Source organism: Staphylococcus sp. FSL W8-0304, assembly GCF_038006565.1.
GTDB lineage: Bacteria > Bacillota > Bacilli > Staphylococcales > Staphylococcaceae > Staphylococcus > Staphylococcus epidermidis.
In genome coordinates, this window is the sequence record NZ_JBBOVL010000001.1 from 912300 (window position 1) to 927020 (window position 14721).

Genomic DNA, 14721 nt, shown 5'->3' on the forward strand with positions numbered 1-14721 from the left:
ATACATGATGAGATGCTTTTATTTTTAAAATATAAAATGGAATATAAATGTTGCTTGTTCTTGCAATTTTTTAATAGAATCTCCACCTATAACTTGAGTTAATACAACCGAACCATTCATAAGCATGTGTATACCTATTGGCACTGCAATTCGTTTTGTATAAACATAAGCAAGTGAGAAAATGACTCCCATTCCAAAATATACTGGTATAAATTTGAAGTCATTATGTGCTAAAGCGAATATTAGAGAGCTTACTACAGATGCAATGATAAAGCTTACCACACGTGATCCTTTTATAAAGTTATACAATTCTCCGAAGATAACTTTACGAAAAACGTATTCCTCTAAAATGGGACCTACGATGGATATTAAAACGATAAATATCGGCATTTGCTTAGCAATAGCCATTAACCTTTCTGTGTTTGGACTTCTTTGCGGACTTCCATTGATGGCAAATAAAATTATACTGATAATGAATTGGTAAATCATCACAATACAAAATCCTAATAGAACCCAGGCGAGAATATATCTTTTAGGTTCCTTATGTCCTTGTTCTAATTGAGTAGGATTTTTAATGGTTGCTTGCATGAAAATGATTAACAATGCAGCGATGATGAAGATAGATACTTGCATGATAATCATTGTTTGGGCAGTTTGCATTTTAGACATATCTCCAAGTAAATGGCTACCTAAAACCAAACCAGGTAATATTTGAGCTAAACCGTAGAATAGAACGGTTAATAGGGATACCCATAACCTTTTCATAATTTCCCTCCATCTATATATGTATATTATATATTTTATCGTAAATAAAGGATAAGTACAAAATTAATAGTCCTTATTGCTTGATATATTGACCAATTTTGATTAATATTAAAAACAGATTAGCACTCTATATATCAAAGTGCTAAATCACATGTAAATGAAGGAGGAACAATCATGCTTAAACCATTAGGAAATCGTGTGATTATTGAGAAGAAAGAGCAAGAACAAACAACTAAAAGTGGCATCGTTTTAACAGATAGCGCTAAAGAAAAATCAAATGAAGGTGTGATCATTGCAGTTGGACAAGGTCGTTTATTAGACAATGGCACACAAGTTGCTCCTCAAGTCAGTGAAGGTGACACAATCGTCTTCCAACAATACGCAGGTACTGAAGTGAAACGTGGCGACAAAACATATTTAATTTTAAATGAAGAAGATATATTATCTATTATAGAATAAAGTGCGAATTTTAAATATTAATTAAATGATTTAATAAGTGGAGGTTGTTTAGACTATGGCAAAAGATCTTAAATTCTCTGAAGACGCACGTCAAGCAATGTTACGTGGCGTTGATAAATTAGCAAACGCTGTAAAGGTTACAATTGGACCTAAAGGGCGAAATGTTGTTCTAGATAAGGATTATACAACACCTTTAATTACAAACGACGGTGTAACAATTGCTAAGGAAATAGAGTTAGAAGATCCATATGAGAATATGGGTGCAAAATTAGTGCAGGAAGTTGCGAATAAAACAAATGAAATTGCTGGGGACGGTACTACTACAGCAACAGTATTAGCGCAATCAATGATTCAGGAAGGTCTTAAGAATGTTACAAGTGGTGCAAATCCTGTAGGTTTAAGACAAGGTATTGACAAAGCAGTGCAAGTGGCTATAGAAGCACTTCATGAGATTTCTCAAAAGGTTGAAAATAAGAACGAGATAGCGCAAGTTGGAGCTATTTCAGCAGCAGATGAAGAAATCGGACGCTACATTTCTGAAGCAATGGATAAAGTAGGCAACGATGGCGTTATCACAATTGAAGAATCAAATGGATTTAATACAGAATTAGAAGTAGTTGAAGGAATGCAATTTGATCGCGGTTATCAATCACCATATATGGTAACTGACTCAGATAAAATGATAGCTGAATTAGAACGTCCATATATATTAGTAACGGATAAGAAAATTTCATCATTCCAAGATATTCTTCCATTATTAGAACAAGTTGTGCAGTCTAGTCGACCTATTTTAATTGTTGCGGATGAAGTAGAAGGTGATGCGCTTACTAATATTGTTTTAAACCGTATGCGCGGAACATTTACTGCTGTAGCAGTTAAAGCTCCAGGATTTGGTGATCGACGTAAAGCAATGTTAGAAGACCTAGCAATATTAACTGGTGCTCAAGTCATTACTGATGATTTAGGTTTAGAACTTAAAGATGCATCTCTTGATATGCTAGGTACTGCAAATAAAGTTGAAGTGACTAAAGATCACACAACAGTCGTAGATGGTAATGGTGATGAAAATAATATTGATGCTCGTGTAGGTCAAATTAAAGCGCAAATTGAAGAAACTGATTCAGAGTTTGATAAAGAAAAATTACAGGAACGCTTAGCAAAACTAGCTGGTGGCGTAGCTGTTATCAAAGTAGGGGCTGCAAGTGAAACAGAACTTAAAGAACGTAAACTAAGAATTGAAGACGCATTAAATTCAACACGTGCGGCGGTGGAAGAAGGTATCGTTGCTGGTGGTGGTACTGCGTTAGTCAATATATATCAAAAAGTAAGTGAAATTAAAGCAGAAGGTGATGTTGAAACAGGTGTTAATATTGTTTTACAAGCATTACAAGCACCTGTTAGACAAATTGCTGAAAATGCAGGATTAGAGGGTTCAATTATTGTTGAACGTTTAAAACATGCTGAAGCGGGCGTTGGTTTCAATGCAGCAACAAATGAATGGGTTAATATGTTAGAAGAAGGTATAGTAGATCCAACTAAAGTAACTCGTTCAGCGTTACAACATGCAGCAAGTGTAGCTGCTATGTTCTTAACAACTGAAGCAGTCGTTGCTAGTATTCCGGAGCCAGAAAATAATGAACAACCTGGAATGGGTGGCATGCCAGGTATGGTGTAGATATTTTATTGATTTTAGACTTCAATATAAATATTTAATTTAAATTACTAAAAAGCTTCTCAAAAGTTGAATAGACTTTAGAGAAGCTTTTTTAGGTATGAGTTAAAATTATCGTAATTACAAAAACGTCAGATATCTCACTATATAGTAAAGTTATAATGTTTAGTCAGTAAAGCTCTGAGAAATCAACGATTTTAATGCAGTTATAAAAATGTTATCTCAATGTTGAAAGTAATAAAAAGTCTTTAGTATTATTCGGTAATTTTAAATTGTGAAAAATTAAAATACATGATATATTATAAATTAAATAACGTATTGTGTATATTTTGTTCGATTATGCTCACACTGTAAATCTCAGTATCATAGGCATATGATATCGAAATTTAATTTAAATCAAAAAATTAGGAGGCACATACAACTATGAAAGACATCAAACCTAATAATTCGAAATTAATACAAACATATTTAAGTAAGAAAACTATAAGATATGGCACAGCAAGTGCATTAACATTGGCACTCTATTTATTTAACAGTAACGTAACTGTGTATGCGGATGAAAATACTGCAAATCAAGGAACATCACCAAAAACTTCACAGACAGCACCTACAAATAATAATGAAAATACAGATGCAACAGCCGTAACAACAGATCAAAATAATAATGATGAAGAAGAATACGATGCGTCATATGAACTACCAATTCTTTATGTAACTGTCTGGCTAGATGATCAAGGAAATATTATTAAAGATGCTGTGGAAGATGCTAAAACCCCTGCTTCAGAAAGGCAACCGGTGAAAATTCCTGGGTACCAACATTATAGAACTTCTGTGAGTGACGGAATTACTAAGTTTATTTATCGTAAAATTAGCACTGAACAATCACCTATAGTTGAAAATAGTCAACAAAATAATAATACAAATAAAGTTGTTGAAACAACCAATCAAAATAAAGATGAAGTGAATGGAAAAGAACAAAATCAAGCAAATACTTCAGTAACAAATACACAAATTACCAAAAACGAGAAAGACGAAGACACAAAAACACTACAGAAAGATAAAGACGAGAAAGAATCTAAAGACACCAAAACACCAAAGAAAGACAAAGAAAATAAAGACACAAAAACTCCGAAGAAAGATAGAGAGGAGAAAAAACCAGTAATAACAAGTAATGGTAAAGACGAGAAAGACGAAGACAGAAAAACACCAAAAAAAGACAAAGAAGAAAAAATCACAAAAACTTCGAAGAAAGATAGAGAGGAGAAAAGCCCAGCAATACCAAAAAGCGACATAGACGAGAAAGACACAAAAATAACTAAGAAAGACAAAGTAGACGAAATTACAACAACTTCTAAGAAAGATAATAACAATGATGTACAAGATAAATTACCGGAAACAGGTAAATCAAACGATATTCAAAATCCTGCTTTAATAATGTTACTTGCTGGTTTAGGTTTATTAGGATTATTTAGAAATAAAATAAGAGAATAGTTAGTCATAGAGTGTGGGTGTACAATCCACACTTTTTTCTATTTAAAAACTTAAAGAATAGGGTGACGAGTGTAGTTACTTGATAACTAATCATTGTAGAAAAATCACAGAGGATCAACTTCGAGATAATGGAGTTAGAAATCAAAAGTCAAAAACTAATGTACTTAGTATCAATTTATTCGTTTTAGCTTTTGTACTTAAATCTCACAAAAAGAAAACAATAAATTATTAAAGGGTCGACTAATTAAATTGTGAAGATTCTCAAAATTTATATCCCAAGAAAATATAATTAATATTTTTTAGTACAAATAACATCATATCAAATTAAATAAAAAGATTTTTTCACATAGTTTTCAAAAGAAAATCAATCAAGATAAGAATAGAACTGGGACTGTGAATAGAGAGCATTCATAATCCCAGCCCCTTAAACTTATTTAATATCATCAATTGCATTAGCAATAGACTCAAAGACATAAGGAATATCTTCTTTTTCTACACAACTAAAGGCAATACGAATATCTGTACTATTTAAAGCAATAATACCAATTGAATAGTTATTAATTAAATGTTTACGTAATTCTTCTGGATCGACTTGATTTAATTTCAATGACATAAAGTATCCTGAATTAAAGTCATAGGCTTGCCAATATTTAGCATATTTATTATCATATACCACTTGTTTAGTTACTTCGTAGCGTTCTTTTAAAATATTGATATTTTGATTGATTTCTTTATCAAATTGCTCATGATGTTTAAGTACATGTTTGATAGCACTCTGAGAAGGTAGTGGAGAACTTGAAATATTGCTACGGATCAATCCTTTTACTTTAGCTTCTAGTGCATTTTTTAACGTTTCATGATTAATTCCAAACGTCATAAAGCCAACACGGAATCCCCAAGAGAAGAATTCTTTAGTAGCTCCATCCAAACGCACTGGTAAAAGGTTTGAAGATTTAACCTGTGTTAAAGCCGTGAAAATCGACTGTTGGTAAACTTCTTCATAAAATAACCCATAGTATGCATCATCGACAACAGTTACTACTTTAGTACCCTTATTAGCTAATTCTTCAATTGCATCTACAATAGTATTAACTTCTTCTTTATTTGGTGTGTAACCAGTTGGGTTATTAGGATAATTTAAAATCATAATCACTTTGTCTTTTTTATATTCTTTTAATGTTTTTACAAGCTCAGATGTAGTGAAGTGTCCTGAGTCATCAAAAATAGAATACGTATCGATATGAGCACCGTGACGTGTACTAAATACAAGTTTATAATTGCCCCAGTTGTGTGTCGGTAATAAGATGGTATCTTCTGTATCTACAAATAAATCAGCTACTAGAGAAAGACCGTGCGTGAGCGCGTTTGTAACGATGGGACGAGAGATAGATTTTGACTTTAAGTCGGGATTTTCTTTAAGCATTTTTTTCTGCCATAAATCACGTAATTCCTCTACACCTTGAGGAGGTGCATATGGGAAAATTTCATCCGGTGTAAGGTCATTAAACATTTGGTTAAGTGAATCTGCATACATTTTACCTTCTTTTTTGGTTGCCATACCAATAGTAGCATTATATGTAGTACGTTTTGCTTCGGCGGATTGTGATAAAATTCCTTTTGGATAAAACATCTCTTTACCTAATTGTGACATCATATCTAATACTTCTGGACTTGATTGCTTTATTTCATCATTCAATTTTTGGGCTAATGGATTCATCATTGTCTTAACCTCTTTTCAATAAAGTGTTTATATATATATTATCTTGTATTGCTTTAAAGATAAAGTGTTGTACTAAAGTTATAAATTAAAAATTATCTGCCAAAAACAGAACATATGTTCTGTTTTTATGTTAAACTATTGATAGGTCATCATATTATATGACACTCATCTTTTTGGGAGGTGTAGTATAATGACGTGGTGGCAAGATGGAATCATAACATTAATTACCGGTGGCATACTCATTGTCTTTCGTATTTGGTTGGAAATAAAATGGAAAGGCAAATAGATGACCAAAAAAACCCCAAGTCTGCTGGTACCAGACTTGGGGTTGTGTAGTATAATACGTGGATACAATTAAATTGTAACACTGTACTAAATAGACCGCAAACAATATTATATAAAGTGATGCTATTGAGTGTGGTTCATAGTTTTGTTTTAATTTGATATACTTTTATATTACTGAGGTGAAATAAATGAAACACTTGACTAAAATATTTGTTGGATTAGCTATTGTACTATTTATAGTAGGGTATTATTTACAAGCGACAGATCATGATTCGCAAGGGGTAAAATTATTGCTAGCAGCAATTATGTTCATGATTTGTGCTTTTATCAATAGACATAACGAGCGTAAAAAAAAATAGATACATTCATGTGATAAAACTTCAAATATTACTTTAAGTTTTAAGTACATAAAATCAAACAGGTGAAGTATATTTTGCTATTTTAACTGTAATTTTAAAAGGATCATTAGTAAATATTTGGCAAAATTTGGTAAAATATTTAATTTTAGGATGAAATGTAGAATTCAAATGAATTCAGTTTCATCCTTTTTGTATATAGATGATATACACAGTATATTCCTGATGAAGTAGAGATTACTACAATTTTTCCTAAATCACTTTACAAAAGTGTGTATATTGTATATATTATGTATATACAGATGAAAAGGGGGACATCAATGAAAATAATTTTGAAGAACAATAGTGAAAGTCCTATATATGAACAGATTAAGCAACAAATTAAAGAAAATGTTTTGAAAGGTTATGTTTCCCCTGGTGAACATCTTCCATCAATGCGTGAGTTAGCTAAAGATTTAAAAGTGAGTTTAATAACGACAAAACGAGCATATGAAGATTTGGAAAAAGATGGGTTTGTAACAACGATTAGAGGTAAAGGAACCTTTGTAAAGGAACAAGATAATTCTATTTTAAAAGAAAAGCAATTTTTTGTTATTGAAAATTTAGCTCACTCTATGTCAAAAGAAGCCAAAACAATTGGAATGCCTTTAGAGGAATTAATAGAAATATTGACTATGATTTATGAGGAGGACGACTAATGAACGCGATAGAACTTAAAGATGTTAATTATCAATCTAACGCATTTCAATTGCAAGATGTCTCCTTCAATGTTCCTAAAGGATATGTTACAGGTTTTATAGGTGGAAATGGTGCGGGGAAAACTACAATAATACGATTAATTATGGATTTAATTCAATCTGAAAGTGGTACGATCACTGTTTTTGAGAAAGATATAAAAATCCATCCTCGTGAAATAAAAAATAAAATTGGATTTGTGTATTCTGAGATTTATTTTAATCAAAAATGGACAGTAAAAAAATTAGAAAATATCATTGCCCCTTTTTATGATCGTTGGGATCATGAAATATTTATAAAATATTTAAATTTTTTTCAGCTTCCATATAAAAATAAAATAAAAACTTTCTCAACTGGTATGAAAATGAAACTATCGTTAGCAATTGCATTCAGTCATCATGCAGAATTATTTATCCTAGATGAACCAACATCAGGGTTAGACCCGTTAATAAGAAATGAATTACTTGAAATTATTCAACAAGAATTGATAGATGAAAATAAGACAGTTTTCTTTTCAACACATATTATTTCTGATTTGGAAAAAATTGCAGATTATATCGTTTTTCTCAGTGAGGGTGAAATCATATTCAATGAGTCTAGGGATAAACTATCGCAAAAATACAAAATCGTTAGTGGTTCTAATGAAGACTTAGATGAAGAGTTGAATGAACTCTTGATATACAAAGAAAGTAAGCAAACAGGCTATATTGGTTTAACAGAATATTATCAAACATTTAATGAATTATTTGGTAGTGGCGTTGAAATAAAAGATGCATCTATAGAACAATTGATGATTTATTTAGAAAAAAGTAAACAGGAACGAAATACAAATTCAAAACACAAAGTGAGATTTAACTATGAAGCAATTAATGATTAGAAACTTAAAATTACGTAGTTGGACATTAATTCTTTACGCCTTATTGCTTTTGTTCTTTCCCATTTATCATTTGTTAAATAAAGATACACCATTATATTCAATTATCTCAGGGCCAATCGGATTAATACTGACGATGATATGTTTGATAGATATAGGTCATTTATTTAGAGTTAACCGTAGATTAGGTGGTTCATCTTCATATTATTTCTTTTATAGTTTGCCTGTTTCAAAGAAAGATTTGCTTAACGCTAATTACATGACGTGTATTTTATTAACTTTTATAGGTGCGCTTATCATTAGTTTATATGGATACAATACAAGCACAATAAAAACAGATTCGATTTATTTTTCGACGACTTTTTCATTCATTGTAGGAAATTTCTTTTCTATACCTATAGCGTTTAGTAAGAGTACTGAACGTAAAGATCGAGATATCCCATATTTAGCTTATATTGTAGGGATTATGGTGGTTCTGCCATTTACTTTATCGGTCGTTTTCATCTTAATCAATTATCTTACACACAATGATAGCCATATCCCAATGATATACTCATATTTCTTAAATTATGGTCTATTAGTTATAAGTAGCATTTTCTTAGTCATTAATTATTTGATTCAAATTAAAAAAATAAAGAATTAACATTTTTAAGGAGGTCTATGATGAAATTACAACATATCACAAAAAAATATGGTCAAAATACTGTTTTAGACGATATAGATTTTGATTTTGGCGAGAGTCAAATCGTTGGTCTTATCGGTAAAAATGGAGTTGGTAAAACAACTTTGATGAAGGTCATGAATAATAACATTATTAACTATCAAGGAAAGGTCGACATGCCTAAAAGTGAGAATGTTGGCTATTTAATTGAGCATCCTAAGTTATATGGAAATAAGACAGGTTTATTTAACTTAAAATTATTTGCACAAGTATTAGGCGATGGTTTCGATAAGGAATATGCAAATCATATTATTGAAGCTTTTGGAATGAAACCATATATCAAGAAAAAAGTTAACAAATATTCAATGGGAATGAAACAAAAATTATCAATTGCAGTTTCATTAATGAACAAACCTAAATACTTAATTTTAGATGAACCTACAAATGGTATGGATCCAGATGGTTCGATAGATGTACTAAAGACAATTCAATCACTTGTTCAACAATTAGAAATGAAAATATTAATCTCAAGTCATAAATTAGAAGACATTGAATTGATTTGTGATAGAGCAGTATTTCTTAGAGATGGTAAGTTCGTTCAAGATGTAGATATGAAAGATGGGGGACCAGAGGATAGTACCATTCTTACTTTACAAAAAGATGACTTTAATAAAGCTTTAGATTATCTTTCTGAAAACTTTAAAGTACAGCAGTCTCAAAAAGAATCTGGAGAAATTATCATTAAAGCTCAAAATGATTATAGAGAGTTACTTAAATCGTTATCCCAACTAGATATTTATCCAAAATATATTGAAACACGTAAAAGTTCACTACGTGATACTTACTTTAATATTAATCAAAGAGGTGATAAATAATGAAGAGCTTACAATTAGTCAAATATGATTTAATTAGTATACTTAAAAGTCCGTATACTTATTTAGCATTTATACTTGTAATTGGAATGACGGTATTCCAAGCTAGCATGATGGCAAATTATAGTTCTGCACATAAAGTTAATATAGATATGGTTTTTAATTTAGCTAATTGGCTTTTCTTGTTTGCTGGACTTTTATTCATTATAAAAACAATAACAAGAGATTACTCACAAGGTACTATACAATTGTTTATGAGCAGAATAACTAGCAGAATGGGCTATATCATTACTAAAACAGTATCTATTGTATTAATTTCATTCTTATTTACAATTATTCACTACTTGGTAATAATTATTATACAATCTACAACTAAAAGTGAAAAAATAGATGGAGATAGATTTTTAAATAATATTTGGTTTTACCTTATTTTCTTTTTATTCTTTGGATTATTCTTATTATTAATCACTTTAATAGTAGAAAAACCTGCTGTCATATTTACTCTAGGTATTTTCTTAATACTCATCGTTCCGTTTATTCAGCCATTTATTCCAATGATTCCGAATATTGGCGATGATATTCAAGATTCATTTAAATATATACCATTTACGTATTTAACTGAAAAAATGACTGGTGAGATTAAATTCTCTCATTGGCAATGGTTTATCTCTATTGCATCAATAGTGGTCTTATTTATTGCAAATATGTTATATGCCTCAAAGAGAGATATTTAAATAATAAAACGTGGAGAAGTTAGTTAAGTAACTCAGACATATAAAAATTGTTTAGTCATTAATTAAAATTTATGAGGTGTATTTTATAGGGTGGGACATAGAATTCATGACGAGTTCTGTCCCACTCGTTTTATTTATATACAAGTAGATTTATTATTGAGTTAAAACTGATTCCAAAATATTGAATTAATTTTATACTTTTGACTAATAATGATATGTCTTTCTTTAAGTCAATCCTCAAAAATTAGGATGGGTTTTATCTGGCAACTTATTACTTCCAATTTTATTGACAAAATTTGTACTTCTTTTGCTTTTGGTCCCCAAACTGTTAATCGTTTGAATAAATCGCTTATGAAGACAAAGATAGGGATAGCACTTGATTAACTATTTGTTAAATATTGATCAATCAGATGTGTATCATCATCTCTATGAAAAACTCTTGCTTCGATGTTCAGAAATTCAATAATATACTTTAATATTAGAATGTTAATCATGGCATCGCCACACCAATACTCTTTAATTATAAGCACCTTAAAATAATTCGATTCTCTTAATTGGTTTAAACGTGCATCATTAAGTGGTAGGTGGAAGAAATTATAAATGGATAATAAATTGTCTTTATTTACTTGTATTTCCTTAATGAATTCATTGAGTGTTTGACTTTTATTAAAATAAGTTTCTAAATTTCTTATATAAAAACCCTCCCTTGAATAATTTAAAATGTTATATCAATTTTTTGAGTTTAAAGAAATTAAAATAACTTAATATATGTATATTAAATAATGTGACTATCTTGTTAGATGAAACTACATTGTGCATATGCTATATTAATTAGAACAAGAGTGAAAGTGGTGACTCAGGTGCGAATTCAAAGTAGATGGTTAATATTCGCTATTTTTTTAACTGGAGCTATTTCTTTATTGATAGGTTTGACTTATTACAAAAGTATAAAATCTGTTGATTTATCTGGTTACAGTGTGAATCAAATTAGTTTAAATCATGGTTTTAATCAAAAAGGATTTGTGGTTAATAAGAAAATTAAATTAGATAGATATACATTTTACAATGATAAAAATCATAAAGATTTTACAGTAAAAGTAAAAAATAAAACGCATAAGGTTAAAGGCATGGTTTTAGTCAAAGATGATAAAGTTGAAACAAATTTTGGTGTTAAAATGGGTGACCCAATTGATAAAGTCATCAATAAATTGGGAGAAAACTACAAGATTAATAAAGTAGGTAAAAATTATCACTCAATGACATATGTAGACCGTTTTAATAAACTGAAATTAAACATTTTATATAAAGATAACATTGTTAAAAGAATTGAGTTCTTTAGTAAATAATAATCAAAAAGTATTAGATATTTTTTAGTTCAGATTGAGAGCGTGCGTAAATATGGATAAAATAACCTTCTTAAATGAATTAGAATTAGCTTTAGATGATTTACCTAGAGAAGAAAAAGATAGTATTATGCACAAGTATGAAAACTTATTCTATGAAGAAGAATTGAAAGGGATTAGTGAATCACAAATTATAAAAAAGTTAAATGATCCTTATCATATTTCCAAAGAAGTAAAAGCTAGAAGTGCTATTCATTATGCTAGTTACAAACCAACCTTAGCAAACATCGTAAGAGCAATACTAGCATCGTTAAGTCTTGGTATTTTGTCGTTATTTATTATTTTAATACCGGTTGTTATCATTGCATTACTTATTCTACTCTGTTTCCTTATTTCTATTTGTTTTATCTTTGCACCATTTGTTTTATTATTTTATTCAGTATTACATGGTTTCGAAAATGCTATAAGTAATGTGTTTTTTTCAATTTCTTTTACAGGTTTAGGAATTATGTTTATTGTTATTACTTTGAAAATTGGTGAAATAATTCATAAACTTATTTTGAAATATCTTCTTTGGTATATAAAGACTGTTAAAGGAAGCGTTAAAGAATGAAAAAGCTTTTTATTAGTGGTTTAATCATATTTATCATTTTCTTTGCTAGTGGTACTATGACGTGGTTTACTATAGATAAAAAGAAATACGATAATCGACATTATAACAAAACTATAAATAGTAAAATTGAACATTTATCAATAAGTACAGTAACAACCAATGTTAATGTAATTTCTGGGAAAAAATTAGCTGTTTATTTTACTGGAGATAATAAAATAAATGTTACAAAAAATAATAAAAGGTTAAGTATTAAAGAAAAACGTGCAGTAGATAGAGGATATGGATTGAATTTTAATCCATTTCACTCAAATAATAGGAAGCTAACAATTGTTGTACCAGAAAAAGACCTTAAATCTCTTAATATTCAATCGTTATTGGGAGAAATTGATTTAAATCAAGTGAATTTGAAACATGTATCATTGGAAACTGATAGAATTATACAACTTAAACGGTCTGAACTCAATCAGCTAAATATCGAATCCTCTAAAGCAAATTTTTATATTACAGACTGTTTAATCAGGGAAGGTCGTATGAAGCTTGATAAGGGCTTAACTCATGTTAAAAATAGTACATTAAGTGATACTGTTTTCTTGGTTAATAGAGGTGATATTTCCATGACGGACATGAAATCTAGCAATGATATAAAAGCTTCTACACAAAAAGGTAATATTAATTATCATTTTGGCGAAAAACCCAAAAACACCTTGCTTAAACTTCATCCTGGTCATGGAAATAAAGAAATTAAAAATCGATATTTCGACAAAGGAAAAGTAGGAAACAGCGATAATATATTGGAATTTTACACTGTGGATGGCGATATTATAATTGAATAAATAATATAAATTATTCGACCCTTTGATTTATTAAGATAGGGTCGAATTTTTAATTAGTATGTGGCAAAAGTTAATGGTGTATCTATTTCGCCTTCAAAGTAATTTATATTCAATTTCTCACCTTTTAACCAATTAGAGAAATTGATTGAGGTTGGATGACTGTTTTGACCTAATGCCATCCATGCTATTAATGAATTAGGTTCATATAGTGAAGTATGAATTGTACCAGACCAACTCTTAAATAGTTTGCTATAGATTTCGTATTGCGGGTCGTTAAATAATTTGAATGCGATATCTTTATTTGTAGAAGGAGTTGTTTTATTTATTACACGATTTAAGCGTTCTTTAGATTCTCTTGTATAATTTCTATTTTCATGGGTAAGCAATTCAAAATGATTTGTACATATATGTTCATACCTTACATCTATTGATCGAGGTGTAACTTCGACAATGGCATAATTCGAATGTCTATCCATTAGTATATAACTGAATGAACTACGGTGCGGTACTTCTTTTAAAAATTTGATTGCTTCAGTTACATTTTTGCAGTTTTCAAGTATAAGCCGACCAACCATGTAACATACAAATCCATTTTCAGGCTTTTTACGATGCATAAAATTATATGCCATAACTAAACCATACTCGTTCATACCATCCATTCTACCAGTCACTCTTGAAGTCGGTCCTATTTGAGATAATCCCCCGTCATTAGGTTGAAATAATAAGTATCTACCATCATATGTTGCAGGATGATAATCATAATTTCGAACTAAAAAATCACTACCTTTATATACTGTGCAGCCACTGTCCTTTAAATCAGTAAATCGATAATGGCCAAAATTTAAAATCATTTGTTTTGTAGGTAGATTCAATACATCTTGCATGCCAATTATTTCTTCCCAAATCTGTGGTGAATAGACTTGAAATATATCATAGGTTTCTTTGACATCAATATCAAAACGTGGAATTCTCTTTCGCCATTCTTTATTTCGATTTTTTAATAAAGGAGTGGTTTGTAACCAAAGAGCAGTCTTTACTCCTAAATCATAGTGCGAACCGCGATGAGTCATTATATCAGAACGTACTTTTTGCATTTTATAATTTCTCCTTATTTTTTACTTCAATGTAATATAAAAGTAACTTAGTATTAATTGAACTTGATTTGTGTAAATCATACAATCTAAATTAAGACAATGACATTATCTCAATAGGAGTGATCATTCTGAATATTGATAATTACAAAGTAATCACTGATAAATTAAAATCTTGGTTGCTAAGTTAATCTGTGTGTACCATGATTAAAGAAAT

The 14721-nt window shown here is 29.9% G+C and carries 16 protein-coding genes and 1 pseudogene; 13 read left to right on the forward strand and 4 right to left on the reverse strand.

Features of this window, described 5'->3' with window-relative positions; genetic code table 11:
• Window positions 1-24: 24 nt before the first annotated feature.
• A complete protein-coding gene (gene mroQ, locus NST35_RS04205; protein ID WP_002457918.1) occupies window positions 25-765 on the reverse strand; it encodes an intramembrane glutamic endopeptidase MroQ in 741 nt (246 codons plus the stop codon).
• Window positions 766-939: 174 nt separating this feature from the next.
• Between mroQ and groES the strand changes: the two genes are divergently transcribed.
• The 3 genes from groES (at window position 940) to NST35_RS04220 (ending at window position 4387) form a co-directional block, all read left to right on the forward strand.
• Window positions 940-1224 (forward strand): co-chaperone GroES, encoded by a 285-nt coding sequence (gene groES / locus NST35_RS04210; RefSeq protein ID WP_002457919.1) that lies wholly within the window; start codon window positions 940-942, stop codon window positions 1222-1224.
• 55 nt (window positions 1225-1279) lie between these two features.
• On the forward strand, window positions 1280-2899 hold the full coding sequence (gene groL, locus NST35_RS04215) for a chaperonin GroEL (RefSeq protein ID WP_002457920.1): 1620 nt from the start codon (window positions 1280-1282) through the stop codon (window positions 2897-2899).
• A 420-nt stretch (window positions 2900-3319) separates the two neighbouring features.
• On the forward strand, window positions 3320-4387 hold the full coding sequence (locus tag NST35_RS04220) for an LPXTG cell wall anchor domain-containing protein (protein ID WP_002457921.1): 1068 nt from the start codon (window positions 3320-3322) through the stop codon (window positions 4385-4387).
• 430 nt (window positions 4388-4817) lie between these two features.
• On the opposite strand, the gene NST35_RS04225 is transcribed toward NST35_RS04220, so the two are convergent.
• A complete protein-coding gene (locus NST35_RS04225) occupies window positions 4818-6104 on the reverse strand; it encodes an aminotransferase class I/II-fold pyridoxal phosphate-dependent enzyme (protein ID WP_002457922.1) in 1287 nt (428 codons plus the stop codon).
• Window positions 6105-6297: 193 nt separating this feature from the next.
• Between NST35_RS04225 and NST35_RS04230 the strand changes: the two genes are divergently transcribed.
• The 7 genes from NST35_RS04230 (at window position 6298) to pmtD (ending at window position 10624) form a co-directional block, all read left to right on the forward strand.
• A complete protein-coding gene (locus NST35_RS04230) occupies window positions 6298-6393 on the forward strand; it encodes a Trp-rich small protein (protein WP_002440392.1) in 96 nt (31 codons plus the stop codon).
• A gap of 187 nt (window positions 6394-6580) precedes the next feature.
• On the forward strand, window positions 6581-6751 hold the full coding sequence (locus NST35_RS04235; RefSeq protein ID WP_002447489.1) for an SE1626 family protein: 171 nt from the start codon (window positions 6581-6583) through the stop codon (window positions 6749-6751).
• A gap of 317 nt (window positions 6752-7068) precedes the next feature.
• Window positions 7069-7446, forward strand: coding sequence for a PSM export ABC transporter transcriptional regulator PmtR (gene pmtR / locus NST35_RS04240; protein ID WP_001830364.1), 378 nt, complete (start codon window positions 7069-7071; stop codon window positions 7444-7446).
• Window positions 7446-8360 (forward strand): phenol-soluble modulin export ABC transporter ATP-binding protein PmtA, encoded by a 915-nt coding sequence (gene pmtA, locus NST35_RS04245; protein ID WP_002447487.1) that lies wholly within the window; start codon window positions 7446-7448, stop codon window positions 8358-8360. Before pmtR ends, pmtA begins: the two co-directional genes overlap by 1 nt.
• The gene (pmtB, locus tag NST35_RS04250) at window positions 8341-9000 is read left to right on the forward strand and encodes a phenol-soluble modulin export ABC transporter permease subunit PmtB (RefSeq protein ID WP_002495664.1); all 660 of its coding nucleotides are present in this window, start codon (window positions 8341-8343) and stop codon (window positions 8998-9000) included. The genes pmtA and pmtB overlap by 20 nt, the downstream gene beginning before the upstream one ends.
• A 20-nt stretch (window positions 9001-9020) precedes the next feature.
• On the forward strand, window positions 9021-9893 hold the full coding sequence (gene pmtC / locus NST35_RS04255; protein WP_002457923.1) for a phenol-soluble modulin export ABC transporter ATP-binding protein PmtC: 873 nt from the start codon (window positions 9021-9023) through the stop codon (window positions 9891-9893).
• Window positions 9893-10624, forward strand: a complete 732-nt coding sequence (gene pmtD / locus NST35_RS04260; RefSeq protein ID WP_002490542.1) for a phenol-soluble modulin export ABC transporter permease subunit PmtD — start codon at window positions 9893-9895, stop codon at window positions 10622-10624. The genes pmtC and pmtD overlap by 1 nt, the downstream gene beginning before the upstream one ends.
• A gap of 130 nt (window positions 10625-10754) precedes the next feature.
• On the opposite strand, the pseudogene NST35_RS04265 reads toward pmtD, so the two are convergent.
• Window positions 10755-11316 (reverse strand): annotated as a pseudogene (locus tag NST35_RS04265) (thioredoxin family protein).
• Window positions 11317-11484: 168 nt separating this feature from the next.
• On the opposite strand from NST35_RS04265, the gene NST35_RS04270 reads away from it, so the two are divergent.
• From NST35_RS04270 to NST35_RS04280, 3 genes are read left to right on the forward strand one after another with little or no spacing between them, the layout of a single operon-like run.
• Entirely contained in the window at window positions 11485-11970 is a 486-nt protein-coding gene (locus tag NST35_RS04270) for a hypothetical protein (RefSeq protein ID WP_002457925.1), read from the forward strand.
• A 52-nt stretch (window positions 11971-12022) separates the two neighbouring features.
• On the forward strand, window positions 12023-12580 hold the full coding sequence (locus NST35_RS04275) for a DUF1700 domain-containing protein (protein ID WP_002447480.1): 558 nt from the start codon (window positions 12023-12025) through the stop codon (window positions 12578-12580).
• Window positions 12577-13413: a DUF4097 family beta strand repeat-containing protein gene (locus NST35_RS04280; RefSeq protein WP_002457926.1), complete on the forward strand. Its 837-nt coding sequence runs from the start codon at window positions 12577-12579 to the stop codon at window positions 13411-13413. Before NST35_RS04275 ends, NST35_RS04280 begins: the two co-directional genes overlap by 4 nt.
• A 53-nt stretch (window positions 13414-13466) precedes the next feature.
• Here the strand turns inward: NST35_RS04280 and NST35_RS04285 are convergent, their stop codons facing one another.
• On the reverse strand, window positions 13467-14507 hold the full coding sequence (locus tag NST35_RS04285; protein ID WP_002447478.1) for a C45 family autoproteolytic acyltransferase/hydolase: 1041 nt from the start codon (window positions 14505-14507) through the stop codon (window positions 13467-13469).
• Window positions 14508-14721: the final 214 nt, after the last annotated feature.

Bases quoted from the DNA above. Each gene is read 5' to 3' on its own strand.
- mroQ (WP_002457918.1), bottom strand. From the start codon at position 765: ATGAAAAGGTTATGGGTATCCCTATTAACCGTTCTATTCTACGGTTTA.
- groES (WP_002457919.1), top strand. From the start codon at position 940: ATGCTTAAACCATTAGGAAATCGTGTGATTATTGAGAAGAAAGAGCAA.
- groL (WP_002457920.1), top strand. From the start codon at position 1,280: ATGGCAAAAGATCTTAAATTCTCTGAAGACGCACGTCAAGCAATGTTA.
- NST35_RS04220 (WP_002457921.1), top strand. From the start codon at position 3,320: ATGAAAGACATCAAACCTAATAATTCGAAATTAATACAAACATATTTA.
- NST35_RS04225 (WP_002457922.1), bottom strand. From the start codon at position 6,104: ATGAATCCATTAGCCCAAAAATTGAATGATGAAATAAAGCAATCAAGT.
- NST35_RS04230 (WP_002440392.1), top strand. From the start codon at position 6,298: ATGACGTGGTGGCAAGATGGAATCATAACATTAATTACCGGTGGCATA.
- NST35_RS04235 (WP_002447489.1), top strand. From the start codon at position 6,581: ATGAAACACTTGACTAAAATATTTGTTGGATTAGCTATTGTACTATTT.
- pmtR (WP_001830364.1), top strand. From the start codon at position 7,069: ATGAAAATAATTTTGAAGAACAATAGTGAAAGTCCTATATATGAACAG.
- pmtA (WP_002447487.1), top strand. From the start codon at position 7,446: ATGAACGCGATAGAACTTAAAGATGTTAATTATCAATCTAACGCATTT.
- pmtB (WP_002495664.1), top strand. From the start codon at position 8,341: ATGAAGCAATTAATGATTAGAAACTTAAAATTACGTAGTTGGACATTA.
- pmtC (WP_002457923.1), top strand. From the start codon at position 9,021: ATGAAATTACAACATATCACAAAAAAATATGGTCAAAATACTGTTTTA.
- pmtD (WP_002490542.1), top strand. From the start codon at position 9,893: ATGAAGAGCTTACAATTAGTCAAATATGATTTAATTAGTATACTTAAA.
- NST35_RS04275 (WP_002447480.1), top strand. From the start codon at position 12,023: ATGGATAAAATAACCTTCTTAAATGAATTAGAATTAGCTTTAGATGAT.
- NST35_RS04280 (WP_002457926.1), top strand. From the start codon at position 12,577: ATGAAAAAGCTTTTTATTAGTGGTTTAATCATATTTATCATTTTCTTT.
- NST35_RS04285 (WP_002447478.1), bottom strand. From the start codon at position 14,507: ATGCAAAAAGTACGTTCTGATATAATGACTCATCGCGGTTCGCACTAT.